This is a genomic window from Dyella sp. 2HG41-7 (genome assembly GCF_021390675.1).
Classification (GTDB): domain Bacteria; phylum Pseudomonadota; class Gammaproteobacteria; order Xanthomonadales; family Rhodanobacteraceae; genus Dyella_B.
The window spans coordinates 1,434,991-1,453,803 of the sequence record NZ_JAJEJV010000004.1 but is presented as its reverse complement, the minus strand read 5'-3'; the positions used below and the strand labels follow the sequence as shown (position 1 = coordinate 1,453,803).

Below are 18,813 nucleotides of genomic sequence, written 5' to 3'. Positions count from 1 at the left end.
CGTCAGCGATCGGGCATGACAGACGTCATCCAGGGGGTACCGGGCACCCCTGCCCCCAGGGTATCCTGATAGGCGTGCGCCGGCGTTTTCCCATACGCGGCGCAGTGCGAGCGGGCGCATCGCGCCCCTTGGGCGCCTAGCCCTTCCACGCACGCAAAACTTCCTGCCGGCCTGCTTCGCGTTGGGCGCGAGGCGCTGGCAGATTCGAGGAGAGTAGTCATGGGTGTCACCGATCAGCTGCGCGAATTGCGCGAATTTGGCGGCAAGCCGCGGACCACAGGCCTGGACGATGCCACCATCGAGCGCATGGCCGCGCTGGATCCGCAACTCGCGCAAGCGATTTCCGAAGCGGTTGCGCGCCATCGCGCGTTGCGCGCCGAGCTGGGCGATTTCCTGAAATTGGATGAAGCCGAGCAACTGGCGCAGGCGCAAAAAGATTTCGTCAATTTCTATCCGGACGATGCGATCAATCCGTATCTGCCGGCTGCCGCGCGCGGCCCCTGGGTGATCACGATGAAAGGCGCCGTGGTGCACGACAATGGCGGCTACGGCATGTTGGGTTTCGGCCACAACAATGCCGCCATCGACGAAGCGCTGGCGCGTCCGCAAGTGATGGCCAACGTGATGACGCCGAGCGTGTCGCAGATGCGTTTCACGCAGGCGATGAATCGCGAACTCGGTCGTCATCGCGGCACCAATCCGTACACGCGTTATCTCTGCTTGAATTCCGGCTCGGAAGCGGTCGGCCTTGCATGCCGCATCGCGGACGTGAATGCCAAGATGATGACCGACGCGGGCGGACGTTACGCCGGTCGCACCATCAAACGCATCGCGGTGAAAGGCGCGTTCCACGGCCGCACCGATAAACCGGCGCTGTATTCGGATTCGTCGCGCCGCACATATGTGCAGCACCTGGCGAGCTATCGCCACGAAGATTCGGTGATCACCGTGGCGCCTTACGATCTGGCGCAATTGGAAGCTGCATTCGCCGACGCGGACAAGCACGGCTGGTTTATTGAGGCGATGTTCCTCGAACCCGTGATGGGCGAAGGCGATCCGGGACGTTCGGTGACGCCGGCGTTCTATCAAGCCGCGCGCGAGTTGACCGAATCGCACGGTTCGCTGTTGTTGATCGACTCGATCCAGGCGGGCTTGCGCGCGCATGGCGTGTTGTCGATCGTCGATTATCCCGGCTTTGAAAAGCTGGCGCCGCCGGATATGGAAACCTTCTCCAAGGCGCTCAACGCCGGTCAATATCCGATGTCGGTGCTGGCCGTGGGCGATCGCGTCGCCAACTTGTACCGCAAGGGCATCTACGGCAACACCATGACCGCCAATCCGCGTGCGCTGGATGTTGCGCTGGCGACGATGGATCAACTGACCGACGACGTGCGCGCCAACATTCGTGCTCGGGGCAAGGAATTCGTCGACAAGCTCAATGCGTTGAAGGACGAATTGGGCGGCCTGATCACCAAGGTTCAAGGCACAGGTTTGTTGTTCTCGTGCGAGCTGGCGCCGCAGTTCAAATGCTACGGCGAGGGTTCCACCGAGGAGTACATGCGCGAGCGCGGCATCGGCGTGATCCACGGCGGCGCCAATTCGCTGCGCTTCACCCCGCATTTCAACATCACCGGCGCGGAAGTGGATTTAGTGATCGCTCATGTTCGCCACGCCTTGCTGGAAGGCCCGCGCAAGCGCGAAGCCCAGGCAGCCTGATCGAAAAACCGGACCTTCGGAACGGGGAACATAAAGCGTTGCAAAACGCCTATGTTCCCCGTTTTGCTATCCCCGTTCCCCTGCCTCTTCACACGACATAGACTGCCTCCGCCGGGACCACCACCGGCCCCACCACCAGGAGGAAGCATCATGTCCATGCGTTTCAGCCTGCTCGCCGCGAGCGCCGCGCTGGTTTTCGCCACTGCCTCGTTCGCCACCACCCCGCAAAGCACTGCCGCGTCCGGCAAGACGATGTCGTCGTCCCAGCAGAAAATGGCCGATTGCAGCCACGCCGCCAAAGGCAAGACCGGCGCCGACTACAAGAGTTCGGTCAGCGCCTGCATGAAGGGCGACACCGCCGCAGCCGCACCCGCCGCCGACACCAAGATGACCTCGCAGCAACGCATGTCCGCATGCGCCAAGGAAAACGCGGGCAAGAAAGGCGCCGATTACAAGAGTGCCGTCAGCGCCTGCATGAAATCCCATTGATCCGCTAAAACATCGAGGCTCATCGAATGTTCAAGGCGTCGCCGCATGGCGGCGCCTTTTTCGTTTCCGGCTATGCTTGCCGCACTTCCCGCTTCCATGACATGTCCGCATGAAGATCGTCGAAGTTCGCCACCCGCTGATTCAGCACAAGCTGGGCCTGATGCGCCGCGCCGGCATCAGCACCAAGGAGTTTCGCGAGCTGGCCTCCGAAGTCGGCTCGCTGCTCACGTACGAAGCGACCAAGGATCTGGAAACGGTCGACGCGCAGATCGAAGGCTGGGCAGGTCCCGTTCGCGTGCAGCAGATCAAGGGCAAAAAGATCACCATCGTGCCGATACTGCGTGCAGGCTTGGGTATGTTGCCCGGCGTACTCGAATTGATTCCCGCCGCGAAAGTCAGCGTGGTCGGTTTGCAGCGCGATGAACACACGTTGCAGCCCACGACATATTACGAAAAGCTCACCGGTCGGATGGATGAACGCATTGCGCTCATCGTCGATCCGATGCTCGCTACGGCGGGAACGCTTGTTGCGACCGTGGACATGTTGAAAGCCGCCGGATGCAAGCGCATCAAGGGATTGTTCTTGGTCGCCGCGCCGGAAGGTTTGAAGCGGATCGAAGCGGCGCATCCGGATATCGAAATCTATACCGCATCGATCGATGAGCGGCTCAACGAGCATGGCTACATCTTGCCTGGGCTTGGCGATGCGGGAGATAAGATTTTTGGGACCAAGCAATTACCTGGGTAATTGCTCTTCCTCACGAAGGCCCGAAGCAATCCACCTCAGAAAGACCCGCTATCTCCTCAGCGTCATTCCGGCGAAGGCCGGAATCCAGTCAAATAACGGTGTGCGAAGCACACAACCTAAAAAAGGTTTCGTGTGCTTCGCACTGCATATTCAAACTGGATTCCGGCCTTCGCCGGAATGACATCGCGCTAAAGAACTCCCCTCGCAGTTAGGGTTTCAGCGCCGCGCAAATCGATCCGTCGCCTCAATCAACTCATGCGCTATGCCCGGCTCGAACGCCGAATGCCCGGCATCCTGCACGATGCGCAAATCCGCCTCCGGCCATGCGCGATGCAGATCCCAGGCGCTGCGCATCGGGCACACCACGTCGTAGCGACCTTGCACGATCACGGCCGGAATGCGGCGGATGCGATCGACATTGCGCAGCAGTTGATCGTCGTGCTCGAAAAATCCGCCGTGCACGAAGTAGTGACATTCGATACGCGCAAACGCCAGCGCAAATTCGTCCTCGCCGCTGCTGCTGATAAACGCGTCGTCTTGATATAGAAAACTCGTCGCGCCTTCCCACACGGACCAGGCGCGCGCCGCATTCAATCGAACTTGCGGATCGCTGCTGGTCAATCGGCGATGATAGGCGCTCATCAGATCGCCGCGCTCGGCTTCGGGAATGGCCGTCAGATACGTTTCCCATGCGTCGGGATACAACGCATCGCAACCTTTCTGATAGAACCACTCCAACTCCCAGCGCCGCAGCATAAAGATGCCGCGCAACACCAGCTCGCTCACCTTGTCCGGATGCGTTTGCGCATACGTGAGCGCCAGCGTCGAACCCCACGAACCACCGAACACTTGCCAGCGATCGATGCCCAGATGCTCGCGCAGTCGTTCGATATCGGCGACCAGATGCCAGGTGGTGTTGTCCTTCAACTCCGCATGCGGCGTGGATTTGCCGCAACCGCGTTGATCGAATAACACGATGCGGTAAATGGCTGGATCGAAGAATCGCCGGCACTTGCTGTTAGTGCCACCGCCCGGGCCGCCATGCAGGAAAACCACTGGCTTGCCGTGCGGGTTGCCGCTCTGCTCGTAATGGAGCGTGTGCAGCTCGGAAACCTTGAGCTGCCCGACATCGTACGGCTCGATTTCGGGATACAAGGAGCGGCGGTCGTGGGTCATGATTCGGCAGCCTGGCGATGGGGGACGTACATGGTACGAGCGAGCGCCAGACAACCCAAGTTTCGTTAACGCAAACCGCCGCGAATCTCTCCCTCCCCTGCTTGCAGGGGAGGGCTGGCGTGGGGTTGCGTGAGCTTGCCGCAAAGCACGAGGTCATCGCGAGGTTCGCTTCACCCCGCCCCAACCCTCCCCTACTACACGTAGGGGAGGGAGCTAGGTTTACGCAAACACCTTCCCAGGATTGAGTATCCCGTTCGGATCAAACGTCGCCTTCACGCCACGCATCAGCGCAATCTCCGCCGCGCTCCGCGTGCTTTCCAGATACGCGCGCTTCACCAGCCCGATACCGTGTTCGGCAGAGATACTGCCGCCATGACGCTGCAACGCTTGCGCGAGCAACTTGGTGACGTGCTCGCACTGCGCGATGAAATCCGCGTCGGAAAGCGACGCCGGTTTCAGCACGTTAATATGCAGATTGCCGTCACCGATATGGCCGAACCACACCACGTCGATATGCGGATATTCGCGCGCGAGCAGCGATTGAATGTCCTGCAGAAAATCGGGCACTGCGCCGATACGCACGGAAATATCGTTTTTATACGGCTTATGCGACGCAAGGCTTTCGGTAATGCCTTCGCGCAAACGCCAAAGCGCGGCGGCTTGCGCTTCGCTCTGCGCCATCACGCCGTCGCTGATCCAACCTTGCTCGACGCCTTGCTCGAACACTTCCAGCGCGATGTCTTGCACGCGCTCATCGACCGCATCGAATTCGGTGACCACGTAATACGGATGGTCGCCATCGATCGCACGCTGCGCGCCATGCGCAAGCACATGCTTCAACGCGATATCAGTGAAGAATTCGAAAGCTTGCAACGACAGGCGTGATCGAAATAACGCGAACACCTGCATCAACGCATCCATATCCGGCAGCGCGAGCAGCATGACTTGCGAAGCCGGCGGCGGATCCGTCAGCCGCAGCGTCGCTTCCACCACGATGCCCAACGTGCCTTCCGAGCCGATCATCAATTGGCGCAGGTCGTAGCCGCTGGAGTTCTTGATCAGGCCGCGATTGAGATCCAGCAACTCGCCGTTGCCGGCCACCACTTTTAGGCCGGCAATCCATTCGCGCGTGTTGCCGTAGCGAATCACCCGGATGCCGCCTGCGTTGGTCGCGATATTGCCGCCGATGGAGCAGGAGCCGCGAGCGGCGAAATCCACGGGGTAGATCAGGCCATGCTCGCGCGCTGCGCCATGGACCGCTTCCAGCGCAATGCCAGGCTGCACGGTCAGCGTGCGGTCGACGGCGTTGAAATCCAGCACCTGGTTCATACGCGCCAGGCTCACCACCAGCTCGCCCTGCGCCGCCACAGCCCCGCCAGAAAGGCCCGTGCGGCCACCGGACGGAACCAGCGCCACGTTGCGTTCGTTGGCCCAGTGCACGATGCCCTGCACTTCCTCGATGGACACCGGCAAGGCGATGGCCAGCGGCGCCGGGGCCCAGCGCCGGGTCCAGTCGCGGCCGTAGTGCTCCAGATCGCCCGGATCGGTGAGCAGGCGCAGGCCGGGCAGGCGGCTGGAGAGATCGGCGAGGACGTCCTGGTTCATGGCGACTCCGGAAGGAAGCCTCCAGGGTGCCAGCGCTTATCGCAGGCGTCTAGTGCTGCAACGCGACAAAATCTGGCATAGTGTTTGGACATCCAAACGCGGTGCGATCATGAAGACTTCGTTCCCCAAGCAAGACATCAAGGTGCTGTTGCTCGAAGGCGTCAGCCGCACGGCGGTCGAAACGTTCCAGCGTGCGGGTTATAGCCAGATCGAATATCACGCCAAGTCTTTGCCTGAGGACGAATTGAAAGCGCGCGTCGCCGACGCGCACATCATCGGCATCCGATCGCGCACGCATCTCACCGCCGAGGTGTTGGACCATGCGAAGCGGCTGATCGCGGTGGGCTGCTATTGCATCGGCACGAATCAAGTGGATCTGAGCGCCGCGGAAAAACTCGGCATTCCAGTATTCAACGCGCCCTATTCCAACACGCGCAGCGTGGCGGAGCTGGTGATTGCCGAAGCCATCATGTTGCTGCGTGGCATTCCGCAGAAAAACGCACTTTGTCATCGTGGCGGTTGGACAAAATCGGCCGCAGGCAGCTTCGAAGCGCGCGATAAAGTGATCGGCATTGTCGGTTACGGCCATATCGGCACGCAGGTTGGCGTACTGGCGGAAAGCCTTGGCATGCGCGTGATCTTCCACGATATCGAATCCAAGCTTTCGCTCGGCAACGCGCGCGCGGCGGACAGTCTCGACGATCTGCTGGAGCGTTCCGATGTGGTGACGCTGCACGTGCCCGAAACGCCGACCACGAAGATGATGATCGGCAAAAACGAGCTGGCGAAAATGCGCCAGGGTGCGGTGTTGATCAATGCTTCGCGCGGCACTGTGGTGAACATCGACGCATTGGCCGATGCCTTGCGCAAAGAACATATCGGCGGCGGCGCCATCGACGTGTTTCCGGTCGAACCCAAAGGCAACGACGATCCGTTCGTCTCGCCGCTGCTCGGCATGGACAACGTGATTCTCACGCCGCATATCGGCGGTAGCACGCTGGAAGCGCAGGAAAACATCGGTATCGAAGTCGCAAGCAAGCTCGTGCGCTACAGCGACAACGGTTCCACATTGTCTGCGGTCAACTTCCCCGAAGTGACCTTGCCCGAACATCCGGACAGCCGCCGCCTGCTGCATATTCATCGCAACGTGCCGGGCGTGCTTTCCCGCATCAACGAACTGTTCTCCGCCGGCAATATGAACATCAACGCGCAGTTCCTGCAGACCAATGTGGAAGTGGGCTACGTGGTGATCGATATTTCCGCCGAAGCTGAACAAGCCTCCTCGCTGAAGGAAAAACTGGCCGCGATCCCCGGAACCTTGCGTACCCGCGTGCTTTTTTAATCTAGGCATACGGGGGCCAGCACCTTGTCCGGCCCCGTTCTGAACACCTCAACTCAAGCTCAACCGCAGTGATGCCGATACCTCTGATAACTCGGCATCACTTTTTATTGCGGTTTTTCCCTATGAGCTTTCGATTTAAAGATCTACGTATCGCGGCACGCCTGACATTGTTAGGCGTCGTTATGTTGGCAGCCACCGTGATCGTCGGTTACGGCGGCTGGCGCGGTTTGGTTCGCACGCACGATCTTCAGGTTCGTTCTACCGAAACGGCGGCCAAATTCGCCGCGGCTGTCGATACGGCGCGCGTCGCGCAGGTGGATTTCAAGAAGCAAGTGCAGGAATGGAAGGACTTGCTCTTGCGCGGCGCAGACGCCGATAAATTCAAGAAATATCACGACCAGTTCGCTGAACAGGCGCAGGCGGTCAATAAAGACCTCGCTTTGCTCAAGCAACAAATGAGCGAGCTAAGTCTCGACACGCACGGCGTGGACACGGCAATTGCTACGCACGAAGAACTTGGCACGAAGTACCTCGCCGCCATCCAGCATTACGACGCAAAAGACGAAAAGAGCGTCCATGTTGTCGATGGCCTGGTCGCCGGTATCGATCGCGCACCGACAACGGCTATCGATGACCTCGTGGCCGGCATGAAGAAAAATGCGGAAACCGCTTCGAAGCGCATCGACGAAGAAACCAGCGAAGCGTTCAAGCAAGCGAGCACCTTATTGTTGTCGGTTGCGCTGTGCGCGACGGTGACGGGTGCGGCGTTTATCTGGCTACTCGCCTACAGCATTACCGCACCGCTGGGACGCGCCGTAAAAGTGGCGCAGGCCGTCGCCAAAGGCGATCTTTCCACCGACGTCGTCGCCGACAGTCACGACGAAACCGGCAAGTTGCTGTCCGCGCTTGGCGTGATGAACCATCAATTGCGCAACGTAGTGAGCGTTATTCGCGATGGGTCGACAGAGATATCCGCATCGACGCGGCAAATTGCGACGGGCAACCAGGATCTCTCCGCACGTACCAGCGAACAGGCCGCTGCGCTCGAAGAAACCACCGCGTCGATGCAGGCGCTCACCTCCAGCGTCAACAGCAACGCCAAGCGCACGCACGAAGCAAGCCAGTTGGCCGAATCGGCATCGGGTATCGCGCGCGAAAGCGGTGCGGCGATGTCCGAAGCGGTGAGCGCGATGACGCAAGTTCAAGACGTCGCCAATCGCATCACGGAAATCACCGAAACGATGGACCGCATCGCCACGCAGACGCACATCCTGGCGCTCAACGCAGCGGTGGAAGCGGCGCGCGCCGGCGAAGCGGGCAAAGGCTTCAATATCGTGGCCGCCGAAGTGCAATCGCTGGCGCGCAGCTCGCGCACCGCATCGAGCGAAATTCGCGCGCTGATCGAAGAGTCGGTGTCGATCATCGGCAACGGCACGCAGATTATCGCCCGGGCCGAATCCATGGTCGGAAAACTGCTTGAGAGCGTAGACAACGTCACGCACACCGTCGAATCCATCGCCACGCAGAACATGGAACAAGCCAGCGGCATTCAACAAGTGAACCGCGCCGTGCGTCAGATGGATGAAGTGACACAGAACAACGCGGCGCTCGTCGAAGAAGCTGCCGCCGCTGCCGATACGGTGCAGGTTCGTGCGCGCGCCTTGGTGGAGAGCGTGGCGTTCTTCAAGCTCACCGAGAAGGAAGCCGCTACCGATCCGGCAGAACAAGTTTCCAGCCAACCGCGCCAGGAGGCGGTGCGCTTCGGGCAGTTGCAAGCTGCCTGAAAGCGCACCTTCCCACGGCGCATTATCGGCTCAAGGTTACTTGGCGCGCTTGGCCGGCGCGCTCCGCTTAGTTGACGGCTTGCTTGATTTTGCGGCTTTCGTAGCGGCCTTTGTCTTTTTAGCGGACTTCTCCGGTTTCGCTGCGTCGCCTTGCACTTCATGCTGCCGCTGCACGCGAATCTGCTCGCGAAACGCCGCGGCGTAGGATTTCAACTCGGCTTTCTGCTTGGCGGTATAGCCCGCTTTTTGATCGAGGTGCTGCTCCATGCGTTGCAGCAACTCGTAGTCGTGATAATCGCGATACGGTTTGAGGTCCAAATCTACCGGCACTTTGCTCAAGCGTTCGTCGCCGATTTTCTTCACGTATTTCTGCATGAAGCGGTCATAGGCCTTCCAGGTGATGCGCTGCGCATGTACCGCTGCCTCTTCCGCGCGCGTGGCGATCTGATGGGCGTGCAAGTAGTGCAGTCCGAGTTGATCGATCAGCGTTTTCTCCACTTCTTCGTGAAGAATCAAAAACCGATCCACGTCGATCGAGCGACCGCGAAACGTAAACGACTTCGGCAAATGGCGATCGATATAGATGGTTTTGCCGTCCTGGCTGTAGCCGGCGAGATAAGGAATGTCATGGTTGCGGTCGAGCTTTTTCACTCGGCGCAAGACGGCGTCGAGCGCGCGATCCATCATCAGCGACGACATGTACCAATCGGGCGCCTTCAGTTTGACGTGCGGGGCATTCGGGTGACAGGTGTTCGACGGCATAACGCGAGCTCCTTCCTGCGCAGTGGGGTCACTGGCGCTGAGACTAGCGTGTCATCGTTCGAAATGGCGACGGAAAGCCGAAACGAAAAACGGCGCCCAGGGCGCCGTCGATCTGTTCTGCGAATTGGTCGGGGCGGCCGGATTCGAACCGACGACCCTTTGCCCCCCAGGCAAATGCGCTACCAGGCTGCGCTACGCCCCGACTGACTCAGCAAAGAGAGAAATTGTATCAGTACCGGCAGCTAGGCCGATAGAGATAGCTCAGCGCCGCAGCAGAGCGAGCACTTCTTCCAGCTCCATGCGCACCTGACGCACGATCTGGTGCGACATGCTGGCTTCCATGCGGGCCTGCGGACCTTCCAGACGCGCGCGCGCACCGGTGATGGTGAAGCCTTCGTCGTACAGCAAGGAGCGGATCTGACGGATCATCAGCACATCGTGGCGCTGGTAGTACCGGCGATTGCCGCGACGCTTGACCGGATTGAGCGCAGGAAACTCCTGCTCCCAGTAACGGAGCACGTGAGGCTTCACCCCGCACAGGTCGCTGACTTCACCGATGGTGAAGTAGCGCTTGGCCGGGATGGCGGGCAGCTCGGTGTTATTCCCCTGATCCAGCATAGCCCTCGACTCTCACCTTGAGTTTTTGTCCTGGCCGGAACGTCACCACCCGGCGGGCGGAGATGGGAATCTCTTCGCCCGTCTTGGGATTACGCCCCGGTCGCTGGTTCTTTTTTCGCAGATCGAAGTTGCCAAATCCTGACAGCTTGACCTGCTCTCCCCGCTCCAATGCCTCGCGGACGACCTCGAAATAGGCGTCCACGAATTCTTTGGCTTCACGTTTGTTAAGGCCCACCTCGAGGAAGAGGCGCTCTGCCATCTCCGCCTTTGTCAGCGCCGCCATCTTACCCTCGCAATTTTGCCTCGCACGCAGCCGCTAACGCCGACACTGCATTTTGAACACAGCGGTCGGCGTCGTCGTCGGTAAGCGTGCGGGAAGCGTCCTGCAAAATCAAGCCCATAGCGAGACTCTTTCGGCCCACTTCGACCCCTTTGCCACTGTATCGATCAAACAGGCGCAGCTCTGCCAAAGTCGAACCCAGGGTGCCGCGGACCGTCTGCTCAATGTGTGACCAGCTTACCTGTTCAGGAACGTCAACGGCGATGTCCCTGCGGACGGCCGGGAAACGTGAGATTGGTAGCGACTTGGGCAGGCGACGCGCCAGCAGCGGCTCCAGGGCCAATTCCAGGACATGCACGTCCGACCCGAGGTCGAGCGTTTTGGCCAGCTGCGGATGGACGGCCCCCAGGTAACCAACGGTTTCGCCATCGCGCGTGACACGCGCGGCGCGCCCGGGGTGCAGCCAGCCCGGCAGCTCGTCGGCATGGACGGCCCAGCGCTGCGGCTCGCCGCCCCAGGCGATCAGGGCGTCCAGATCGCCCTTCAGGTCGAAGAAGTCGAGCGGGCGCGCGGCTTCGCCCCACTGCTCCGCGTGGGCGGCTCCGCAGGCCACGATGGCGAGCTTGGGCGTTTCGGTGGGCGCGTCTTTGCGGGCAGCCGCCTCGCCGCCGAGCTGGAAGGTCCGACCTAGCTCAAACAAACGCACCCGTTCCTGCTGACGGGCGCGATTGTGCGATAGCGCGACGATCAAACCGGGCAGCAAGGAAGGACGCATCACCGCCAGATCGGCGGAAAGCGGATTGGCCAACGGGACCAGCTGGTCGGTCATGCCCCAGCTTTGCAACACGTCGTTGCCAATGAAGGCGAGGTTCACGGCTTCGTAATAGCCGCGCGCAGCGAGCTGCTCGCGCACGGCCAGTTCCATCAGACGTCCTTCCGGCTCGATCGCCAGCGTCAACGCGCCGCCGGGCGTATGCGTCGGAATATTTTCGTAACCGTGGATGCGCGCGACTTCTTCGATAAGGTCTTCTTCGCGCTCGATGTCGAAGCGTCGGCTCGGCGCCGTGACGCGCCAACCATCGGCCACCGCCTCGACGTGCATGCCGAGCGCCGTAAAAATGCGCGCGACTTCCTGATCGGGAACGTGCAAACCGAGTACGCGCGCCAGTCGTGCGCGACGGAGCAAGATCGGCTTTGGCGCGGCCAGACCGTCGGGCAGCGTCACGTCCAGCAACGGACCCGGAACACCACCGGCAATATCGACGATCAAACGCGTCGCATATTCGATGGCAATGCCCGGCAGTTCGGGATCGACGCCGCGCTCGAAGCGATGCCCCGCGTCCGTGTGCATGCCGAGCTTGCGGCTGCGCCCGATGATGGCCGATGGAACCCAGTGTGCGGCTTCCAGAAACACGTTGCGCGTCTCGTCGGTGACACGCGTTTCCGAGCCGCCCATGATGCCGCCCAAGGCGACAGCGCGCGCGCCGCGACCGCCGCGGCTGTCGGCCACGACCAAGAAATCGTCGTCCAACGTCACTGTACGTCCATCGAGCAACGCCAACGATTCCTTTGGCTGTGCCGCACGCACAACGATGTCGCCTTCCAGCTTATCTTTGTCGAACGCATGCATCGGCTGGCCGAGTTCCAGCATCACGTACTGCGTGACATCGACCAGAAAACTGATGGGACGCAAACCGCTACGACGCAAGCGTTCGGCCATCCACACGGGCGTCTGGACTTTGGCGTTCACGCCGTCGATGACGCGTCCCGCAAAGCGCGGCACGCGCGCGCCGGCTTCCAACGCGATGGTCATGGCAGCGTCGCTCTGCGGCGGCACCGGCGAAGCGTCGAGCGGAACGACTTCGCTGCCAAGCGCGGCGGCGACGTCGAACGCAATACCGCGCACGCTGAAGCAATCGGCGCGATTGGGCGTGAGTTTGATCTCGATCGATGCATCAGGCAGCCCGAGATACGCGGCGAGCGGCGTGCCCACCGGCGCATCGGCGGGGAGCTCGAGCAGACCCGATGCATCGGGATCGACGCCAAGTTCTTTGGCCGAACAAAGCATGCCGAACGATTCCACGCCGCGCAGCTTCGCCGCCTTGATGGCAATGCCGCCCGGCAGGTTTGCACCGACCATAGCCAACGGCGCAATCAAACCCGCGCGCGCGTTGGGTGCGCCGCAAACGATTTGCACCGTGCCTTTGCCGGCATCCACGTCGCAAACCTGCAGGCGATCGGCTTCCGGATGTTTCTTTGCGCTGACGATGCGCGCAACAACAACGCCGTCGAGCGATTCGCCTACGATCGCGACGTCTTCGACTTCCAGACCGATCGCGGTCAGCGTCGCGACAAGTTCATCGCGCGAGGCGCGCGTGGGAACGTGATGACGCAGCCAATTTTCCGAGAATTTCATGCGTATCGATTCCTGCTGCGGTTACGCGAATTGCTTGAGGAAGCGCAGATCGTTCTCGAAGAACGCGCGCAGATCGGAAACGCCATAACGCAACATGGCGAAGCGCTCGACACCGAGGCCGAAGGCGAAGCCGGTGTAACGCTCCGGATCGATGCCGCAGTTCTTGAGCACATTCGGATGCACCATGCCGCAGCCGAGCACTTCCAGCCAACGCGTGCTGCCGTCTTCGGCATCCCAGCGAATATCCACTTCGGCCGACGGTTCGGTGAAGGGGAAATAGCTGGGACGGAAACGCATTTCGAAATCGCGCTCGAAGAACGCACGAATAAATTCGGCGAGCGTGCCCTTCAGATCGGCGAAGCTGGAGGTTTCATCCACCAGCAAACCTTCGATCTGATGGAACATCGGCGAATGTGTTTGATCCGAATCGCTGCGATACACCTTGCCGGGCGCAATGATGCGGATCGGCGGCTGCCGACCGATCATCGAGCGAATCTGCACCGGAGACGTATGCGTGCGCAGCAGGCGACCGTCGCCGAAGTAGAACGTGTCGTGCATCGCGCGCGCCGGATGGTGCGGCGGGAAATTGAGCGCTTCGAAGTTGTGCCAGTCGTCCTCGATTTCCGGACCATCAGCACGTTGATAGCCGAGGCGCGCAAAAATCGCCGCGATGCGCTCGAGCGCGCGCGTAATCGGATGAATGCCGCCGCGCTCGCCATCGCGACCCGGCATGGTGATGTCGAGCTTTTCGGACGCGAGGCGATGATCGAGTTCGGCCTGCTCCAGCGTTTGCTTGCGCGCAGTCAACGCATCGGCGAGACGCTCTTTCACGCGATTCACTTCCGCGCCGCGCGATTTGCGCTCGTCGGGCGACAACGTGCCGAGCGCTTTCAGCGCGGCCGTGACGACGCCGCTTTTGCCGAGCAAACTCACGCGCAGCGCGTCGAGCGCTTCCAGCGTGTCCGTTTTGTCGATTTCGGCCAGCGCCTGCGTGGCGCGGCTGTCCAGATCTTCCATCGATGCGATCTCGCTTCTGCCCCCTCTCCCCTTCGGGGAGAGGGCTGGGGTGAGGGGACACTCTTGCGTCGGTTCCCATTCGAAGCACGCTTCGATTGAAGCTTGAGGCAAGCCTTCGCCCCTCACCTCAATCCTCTCCCCGGAGGGGAGAGGAGGCCCATGCAAAGAGCATTTCCCAAACAAAAACGGGGAGAAGGCTTAAGGCCTTCTCCCCGCTTGATTCACATCATTTCGTCAGTGGCTGACGATCAAGCGGCCAGACTGGCCTTCGCCTTTTCCGCGATGGCCCCAAACGCCTTGATGTCGTGCACGGCGATGTCGGCAAGCACCTTGCGGTCCACCGTGATACCGGCCTTGGCAAGACCGTTGATCAGGCGGCTGTACGACAAACCGAACTGACGGGCAGCCGCATTGATACGCACGATCCACAGGGCGCGGAACTGACGCTTCTTCTGCTTGCGGCCGATATACGCGTACTGACCAGCCTTGATGACGGCCTGGTTGGCGACGCGGAAGACCTTGCGACGGGCGTTGTAGTAACCCTTCGCGCGGCCAATGATTTTCTTGTGACGACGACGGGCGGTAACGCCACGCTTTACACGAGCCATGGTTTAGTCCTCCGCCTTAGAGATACGGCAACATGCGTGCTACACCTTTGGTGTCGCATGCCTTGACGTGGTTGGTGGCGCGCAGGTTGCGCTTACGCTTGGTCGACTTCTTGGTAAGAATGTGCGACTTGAACGCATGGCCGGCCTTGAACTTGCCGGACGCGGTCTTGCGAAAACGCTTCGCCGCCGCGCGATTGGTCTTGATCTTGGGCATGGAATGCTCCTTGATGGGGCTGAACCCCGGTTTCTGACTGATCTGGCGGCAACCTCGGGGGCTGCTCTTTCCGTCCTGCCATGATCGGTGCACGACCCTTCCTTGCGGGTCGAACGAGAAAGTTTACGTGAAACAAGGGCCCGACACCAGAGGCCGGCGACCGAAAACCCAAACGAAACGGCGACCCGCAGGCCGCCGTCCGCGCAAGCCACGAGGCCCATCGGGCCTGGGCCTTACTTCTTTTTCGGGCCGATCATCATAACCATCTGGCGCCCTTCCAGACGCGGGAAGGACTCCACCACCCCGTTCTCGCCCACGTCCTCTTGGATGCGCTTGGCGAGTTCCTGGCCGAGGTCCTGGTGGGACATCTCGCGGCCGCGGAAGCGGATGGTGACCTTGACCTTATCGCCCTCTTCCAGGAAGCGAAGCATGTTGCGCAGCTTGATCTGGTAGTCGCCCACGTCCGTGACCGGACGGAACTTCACTTCCTTGATCTCGACCTGCTTTTGCTTCTTCTTGGCAGCCTGAGCCTTCTTCTGGGCTTCGAACTTGAACTTGCCGTAGTCCATGATGCGGCAGACCGGCGGATCGCCGTTCGGCTGGATCTCGACCAGGTCGAGCCCCGCTTCCTCGGCAGCGCGGAGTGCCTCGTCGCGGGTCAGGATGCCGAGCTGCTCGGAATCCGGCCCGATCACACGTACGCGCGGGACGCGGATCTCATGGTTGCGACGGTTGCCCTTAGTTTCTGTGGTGGCGATACCACTATCCTCCAGAAGATGTTTCAGATTGGCCGGGCGGCATCAGCGCCGCATCTCGGTCTCCAGGCGTTCGATGAAGCTGGCAAGCGGCATGCTGCCCAGATCTTCGCCCGAACGTGTACGCACAGAAACGGCACCCGATGCCTTTTCGCGATCGCCGACCACAAGCAGGTAGGGCACTTTCTGAAGCGTATGTTCGCGGATTTTATAGCCGACCTTTTCGTTGCGCAAATCGGCCTGTACACGGAAGCCTTTCTCGACAAGGGCTTGCGTCACCTCGCGAACATAGTCGGACTGGGCGTCGGTGATGCTGAAGACCTGCGCCTGCACTGGCGCCAGCCAGGCGGGCAAATTGCCGGCGTGATGCTCGATCAGGATGCCGATGAAGCGCTCCATCGAGCCCACGATCGCCCGGTGCAGCATCACCGGATGCTTGCGCTGGCTGTGTTCGTCCACGTACTCGGCGCCGAGACGCTCGGGCATCATGAAATCGACCTGCATGGTGCCGACCTGCCAGGCGCGGCCGATCGAATCCTTCATGTGATACTCGATCTTCGGGCCGTAGAACGCACCCTCGCCCGGCAGTTCTTGCCATTCCACACCCGCCGAACGCAAGGCGGCGCGCAGCGCATCTTCGGCGCGATCCCACACGTCGTCGCTGCCAATGCGCTTGTCGGGACGCAACGCAATTTTCAATGCGATGTCGTCGAAGCCGAAATCGGCGTACACCTTCATGGCCTGCTGATGGAATGCCGTGACTTCGGATTCAATCTGTTCTGCCGTGCAGAACACGTGACCGTCGTCCTGCGTGAAAGCGCGCACGCGCATGATGCCGTGCAACGCGCCCGACGGTTCGTTGCGATGGCAGCCGCCGAACTCGCCGTAGCGAATGGGCAGATCGCGATAACTGTGCAGGTTCGTGTTGTAGATCTGCACGTGGCCCGGACAGTTCATCGGCTTGAGCGCATACGTGCGCTTCTCCGATTCGGTAAAGAACATGTTTTCCTGGTAGTTGTCCCAGTGACCGGACTTCTTCCACAGGCTCACGTCCATGATCTGCGGGCCGCGCACTTCCTGGTAACCGCTGCTGCGATAAACGCCGCGCACGTACTGCTCTACTACCTGCCAGATGGCCCAGCCGTTGGGGTGCCAGAACACCATGCCCGGTGCTTCTTCCTGCTGATGGAACAGATCCAGCGCCTTGCCGATTTTGCGGTGATCGCGCTTCTCGGCTTCTTCGAGCTGATGCAGGTACGCCTTCAGATCTTTGTCGTTCAACCACGACGTGCCGTAAACACGCGTCAACATGGCGTTGTTGGAATCGCCGCGCCAATACGCGCCGGCCACTTTCATCAGCTTGAACGCGCGCAGTTTGCCCGTGTTGGGCACATGCGGGCCGCGGCACAAATCCGTGAACTCGCCTTGCGAGTAGAGCGAAAGTTCTTCGTTCGCGGGAATGCTTTCGATGATCTCGGCTTTGTACGCTTCGCCGATGCCGCGGAAAAACTTCACTGCGTCATCACGCGATTTCACGCTGCGCGTGACCGGTAGCTGTTCTTTCACGATCTTTTCCATCTCCGCCTCGATCTTCACCAGATCGTCGGGCGTAAACGGGCGCTCGTAAGCGAAGTCGTAATAGAAGCCGTTGTCGATCACCGGACCGATGGTGACCTGCGCGCCGGGGAAAAGGCGCTGCACGGCCTGCGCGAGCAAATGCGCCGTGGAGTGACGAAGAATCTCCAGCGCCTCCGGGCTTTTTTCCGTGACGATTTCAAGACTCGCGTTATGGTCGATGGCGAAACTGGCATCCACCAGCTTGCCATCCACTTTGCCGGCGAGCGTGGCCTTGGCGAGGCCGGCGCCAATGGAGGCAGCCACATCTTGCACCGTGACGGGATGGTCAAAGGGACGTTTGCTGCCGTCGGGTAGCGTAATTTCGATCATGGTTTTCAGACCTGTGACGTCACATCAGTGGACGCGCTTTTTTTGAAGAGTCCGGCCATGGATGGCCGGTTTTTCCTTGCCCGTCTGGACGACGGGCAAAAATAAAGGCGCCACGCGCGCCCTTTTTGCGAACACAAGGCGTGGCAGGTATCAGTGCTGGAAGCTCGTAGTTGCCATGTCGCACGCTCGGCCGGCGCGTTGGCGCGGGCCACCTTGTCCTCACGTATTGGGATGTGAACGCTAGTTTAGCGATCCGGTCGTGTCAATTTAGCCACAACGAGCCAGCTATACAATACGAACCTCACCTCAAGGATATTGCGATGCGTGTACTCGTCACCGGCTCGGCCGGCTTTATCGGCGCCGCCCTCACGGAACGCCTGTTGGCTCGGGGCGATCAGGTTTATGGCATCGACAACCATAACGATTACTACGATCCGACGCTGAAAGAAGCCCGCCTGGCGCGTTTCGCATCGCATCCCAACTACACGCATCTGCGCGCCGACTTGGCTGATCTTGAGGCCGTGAATCGCGCGTTTCACGAGTTCCAGCCACAACGCGTCGTGAATCTCGCGGCGCAGGCCGGCGTGCGTTATTCGCTGAAGAATCCGCACGCTTACGTGCAAAGCAATTTGGTCGGTTTCGTCAACGTGCTGGAAGCATGCCGCCACAACAAAGTGGAGCATTTGGTCTACGCCTCGTCCAGCTCGGTCTACGGCGCGAATCGCAAGCTGCCGTTCGCGGTGGAAGATCCCGTCGATCACCCGGTGAGCTTGTACGCCGCCAGCAAGAAGGCGAACGAATTGATGGCGCACACCTATAGCCACCTGTACGGACTGCCGACCACGGGATTGCGCTTTTTCACGGTGTACGGACCATGGGGACGCCCGGATATGTCGCCGATCCTGTTCGCCGACCGCATCGTGCGTGGCGAGCCGATCGACGTCTTCAATTACGGCAATCACAGTCGCGACTTCACGTACGTGGACGACATCGTCGAGGGCGTGATCCGCACCTTGGATCACGTGGCCGAACCCGATCCGATGTACGACGCGACCCAACCGAATCCAGGTACGTCGGGCGCACCGTATCGCGTCTACAACATCGGCAACGACCAACCCGTGCAACTCATGCGCTTTATCGAGCTGATGGAGCAAAACCTGGGCCGCACGGTGGAAAAGCGTCTGTTACCTATGCAACCGGGCGATGTCCCGGATACCTGGGCGGACGTATCGGCACTACACCGCGACGTGGGTTACGCGCCGAATACGTCGATCGAAGAAGGCGTCGCCAAGTTCGTGAAGTGGTATCGCGATTATCACCACGTCGCCTGACGCTT

The 18,813-nt window shown here is 60.6% G+C and carries 17 protein-coding genes and 1 tRNA gene; 6 read left to right on the top strand and 12 right to left on the bottom strand.

Translation table 11 applies throughout. The annotated features are described in order from the left end of the window. Window positions 1-219 precede the first annotated feature (219 nt). From L0U79_RS07675 to upp, 3 genes are all read left to right on the top strand, one after another. On the top strand, window positions 220-1,716 hold the full coding sequence (locus tag L0U79_RS07675; protein WP_233841273.1) for an aminotransferase class III-fold pyridoxal phosphate-dependent enzyme: 1,497 nt from the start codon (window positions 220-222) through the stop codon (window positions 1,714-1,716). A gap of 150 nt (window positions 1,717-1,866) precedes the next feature. Then, a complete protein-coding gene (locus L0U79_RS07670; protein WP_233841272.1) occupies window positions 1,867-2,205 on the top strand; it encodes a PsiF family protein in 339 nt (112 codons plus the stop codon). 109 nt (window positions 2,206-2,314) lie between these two features. Next, window positions 2,315-2,953, top strand: coding sequence for a uracil phosphoribosyltransferase (gene upp / locus L0U79_RS07665; RefSeq protein ID WP_233841271.1), 639 nt, complete (start codon window positions 2,315-2,317; stop codon window positions 2,951-2,953). Window positions 2,954-3,169: 216 nt separating this feature from the next. Here upp and pip read toward each other — a convergent pair whose 3' ends face one another. Together pip and L0U79_RS07655 are read right to left on the bottom strand one after the other, a co-directional pair. Then, window positions 3,170-4,129 (bottom strand): prolyl aminopeptidase, encoded by a 960-nt coding sequence (pip, locus tag L0U79_RS07660; RefSeq protein ID WP_233841270.1) that lies wholly within the window; start codon window positions 4,127-4,129, stop codon window positions 3,170-3,172. Between the two features lie 219 nt (window positions 4,130-4,348). Then, window positions 4,349-5,734: an FAD-binding oxidoreductase gene (locus L0U79_RS07655; protein ID WP_233841269.1), complete on the bottom strand. Its 1,386-nt coding sequence runs from the start codon at window positions 5,732-5,734 to the stop codon at window positions 4,349-4,351. Window positions 5,735-5,843: 109 nt separating this feature from the next. Between L0U79_RS07655 and serA the strand changes: the two genes are divergently transcribed. Continuing rightward, window positions 5,844-7,076 (top strand): phosphoglycerate dehydrogenase, encoded by a 1,233-nt coding sequence (gene serA, locus L0U79_RS07650; protein WP_233841268.1) that lies wholly within the window; start codon window positions 5,844-5,846, stop codon window positions 7,074-7,076. A 182-nt stretch (window positions 7,077-7,258) separates the two neighbouring features. After that, complete coding sequence (locus tag L0U79_RS07645; RefSeq protein WP_233841267.1) at window positions 7,259-8,860, top strand: methyl-accepting chemotaxis protein; 1,602 nt, start codon at window positions 7,259-7,261, stop codon at window positions 8,858-8,860. A 36-nt stretch (window positions 8,861-8,896) separates the two neighbouring features. Here the strand turns inward: L0U79_RS07645 and L0U79_RS07640 are convergent, their stop codons facing one another. The 10 genes from L0U79_RS07640 to thrS form a co-directional block, all read right to left on the bottom strand. Beyond that, a complete protein-coding gene (locus L0U79_RS07640) occupies window positions 8,897-9,622 on the bottom strand; it encodes a hypothetical protein (protein WP_233841266.1) in 726 nt (241 codons plus the stop codon). A 125-nt stretch (window positions 9,623-9,747) separates the two neighbouring features. Then, window positions 9,748-9,824, bottom strand: a tRNA-Pro gene (locus L0U79_RS07635). Window positions 9,825-9,883: 59 nt separating this feature from the next. Beyond that, entirely contained in the window at window positions 9,884-10,240 is a 357-nt protein-coding gene (locus L0U79_RS07630) for a MerR family transcriptional regulator (RefSeq protein ID WP_115477489.1), read from the bottom strand. After that, window positions 10,221-10,523 (bottom strand): integration host factor subunit alpha, encoded by a 303-nt coding sequence (gene ihfA, locus L0U79_RS07625; protein WP_126674889.1) that lies wholly within the window; start codon window positions 10,521-10,523, stop codon window positions 10,221-10,223. Before ihfA ends, L0U79_RS07630 begins: the two co-directional genes overlap by 20 nt. Window position 10,524: 1 nt before the next feature. Next, window positions 10,525-12,936 carry a phenylalanine--tRNA ligase subunit beta gene (gene pheT / locus L0U79_RS07620; protein ID WP_233841265.1) on the bottom strand — a complete coding sequence of 804 codons (2,412 nt, stop codon included), beginning with the start codon at window positions 12,934-12,936 and terminating at the stop codon, window positions 10,525-10,527. Between the two features lie 21 nt (window positions 12,937-12,957). After that, a complete protein-coding gene (gene pheS / locus L0U79_RS07615) occupies window positions 12,958-13,953 on the bottom strand; it encodes a phenylalanine--tRNA ligase subunit alpha (RefSeq protein WP_233841264.1) in 996 nt (331 codons plus the stop codon). A 248-nt stretch (window positions 13,954-14,201) separates the two neighbouring features. Continuing rightward, window positions 14,202-14,561 (bottom strand): 50S ribosomal protein L20, encoded by a 360-nt coding sequence (gene rplT, locus L0U79_RS07610; RefSeq protein WP_128898432.1) that lies wholly within the window; start codon window positions 14,559-14,561, stop codon window positions 14,202-14,204. A 16-nt stretch (window positions 14,562-14,577) separates the two neighbouring features. After that, the gene (gene rpmI / locus L0U79_RS07605; protein ID WP_019467379.1) at window positions 14,578-14,775 is read right to left on the bottom strand and encodes a 50S ribosomal protein L35; all 198 of its coding nucleotides are present in this window, start codon (window positions 14,773-14,775) and stop codon (window positions 14,578-14,580) included. A 233-nt stretch (window positions 14,776-15,008) separates the two neighbouring features. Then, a complete protein-coding gene (gene infC / locus L0U79_RS07600; RefSeq protein WP_284358162.1) occupies window positions 15,009-15,533 on the bottom strand; it encodes a translation initiation factor IF-3 in 525 nt (174 codons plus the stop codon). A gap of 42 nt (window positions 15,534-15,575) precedes the next feature. After that, window positions 15,576-17,477 (bottom strand): threonine--tRNA ligase, encoded by a 1,902-nt coding sequence (gene thrS / locus L0U79_RS07595; RefSeq protein WP_233841263.1) that lies wholly within the window; start codon window positions 17,475-17,477, stop codon window positions 15,576-15,578. A 320-nt stretch (window positions 17,478-17,797) separates the two neighbouring features. Here thrS and L0U79_RS07590 point away from each other — a divergent pair, with 320 nt between their 5' ends. Next, complete coding sequence (locus tag L0U79_RS07590; protein ID WP_233841262.1) at window positions 17,798-18,808, top strand: NAD-dependent epimerase; 1,011 nt, start codon at window positions 17,798-17,800, stop codon at window positions 18,806-18,808. Window positions 18,809-18,813: the final 5 nt, after the last annotated feature.